Origin of the sequence: Agrobacterium sp. MCAB5, assembly GCF_052114365.1 — a bacterium.
GTDB lineage: Bacteria > Pseudomonadota > Alphaproteobacteria > Rhizobiales > Rhizobiaceae > Agrobacterium > Agrobacterium tumefaciens.
Genome location: NZ_JBFREP010000046.1, coordinates 1 through 1,072, shown reverse-complemented (window position 1 = coordinate 1,072; position 1,072 = coordinate 1). Strand labels below are relative to the sequence as shown.

At 54.5% G+C, this 1,072-nt stretch carries 1 protein-coding gene and 1 pseudogene; both read right to left on the bottom strand.

From position 1 onward, the window contains the following. Positions 1 to 107: 107 nt before the first annotated feature. Entirely contained in the window at positions 108 to 587 is a 480-nt protein-coding gene (locus AB4Z23_RS27185; protein ID WP_441361143.1) for an SDR family NAD(P)-dependent oxidoreductase, read from the bottom strand. A gap of 224 nt (positions 588 to 811) precedes the next feature. Then, positions 812 to 1,072, bottom strand: a pseudogene (locus tag AB4Z23_RS27180) (LLM class flavin-dependent oxidoreductase); the annotation flags it as partial.

Below are 1,072 nucleotides of genomic sequence, written 5' to 3'. Positions count from 1 at the left end.
GTCTTGTCACCGTAACGAACCGATGAACTGTCAAGAAATTCAGAACGGACGAAGCCGGGCGCTACTATCGAGACCTTAAAACCGAAGTCGGCAACCTCAAGCGCGAGCTATTCAGAGAACCCTTCGACAGCATATTTCGTGGCGCAGTAGACTGTCGAACCCGCAAAGCCAACGGACCCGCCTATCGATGATACATTGAGGATGTGGCCGCTACGCTGTTTGCGCATGACAGGCAGGACCGCGCGGGTCACGTTGAAGAGACCGAACACGTTGGTGTTGAACTGGTCGGCGATTGCGGCGGAGCCGATTTCCTCGAATAATCCGAGTTGGCCGAAGCCGGCATTGTTCAGAAGAACGTCGATGCGGCCGAAATAGGCGACAGCAGCGTCGACTGCATTGGCGGCCTGTTCTTCATTCGATACATCGAGCTGAAGAGCCAAAACATCGTCACCGCCCTTGTACGCCTTCGTGAGCTGTTCACCATTGCGGCCAGTGATGACAACCTTATCTCCCGCAGCCAAAGCCGCAAGTGCCACTTCCTTGCCGATACCCCGGGCTGCACCAGTGATAAACCAAACCTTCGACATTTTTCTTTCCTCTCGCTTGCGCCGATTGCGCTTTGGACACGAGAGAAACTTAGCGACTGACCGAACGCGACCGATAGATTAAGCCTCTACGAAGGTTGCCTGTTTCTCCAAGAATGATTTGAAATGTAGAGGCACCACCTGCCGAAATGGCCGCCATCTGGCCTGAGGCGCCTTACAGATCGAAGGAGAATGACGGTGCCTCAGTGCGGTATCGAGAGAGAGAGCTAAGCTGCTTCCCGATCCCCAAGAGCGGCTTTAACCGTGGGAACAACTTCCTCGCCGAAAAACCTAATACTCGTCATCAGGTTCTTGTGCGGTAGAGTTCCTGCGCTGTATTTGAGCTGGAAACGCTGGATGCCTAGAGCGGAGATAACAGGAGCGAGCTTTGCCGCGACTGTTTCGGGAGAACCGACATACAGCGAACCGTTATCGATTTCAGAGACGAACTCATCCATGGTCACGGGTCCCCAACCCCGCTCCTTCCC

Excerpts from the sequence above, each read along its gene's own strand:
- AB4Z23_RS27185 (WP_441361143.1), bottom strand. The coding sequence starts at position 587 with ATGTCGAAGGTTTGGTTTATCACTGGTGCAGCCCGGGGTATCGGCAAG.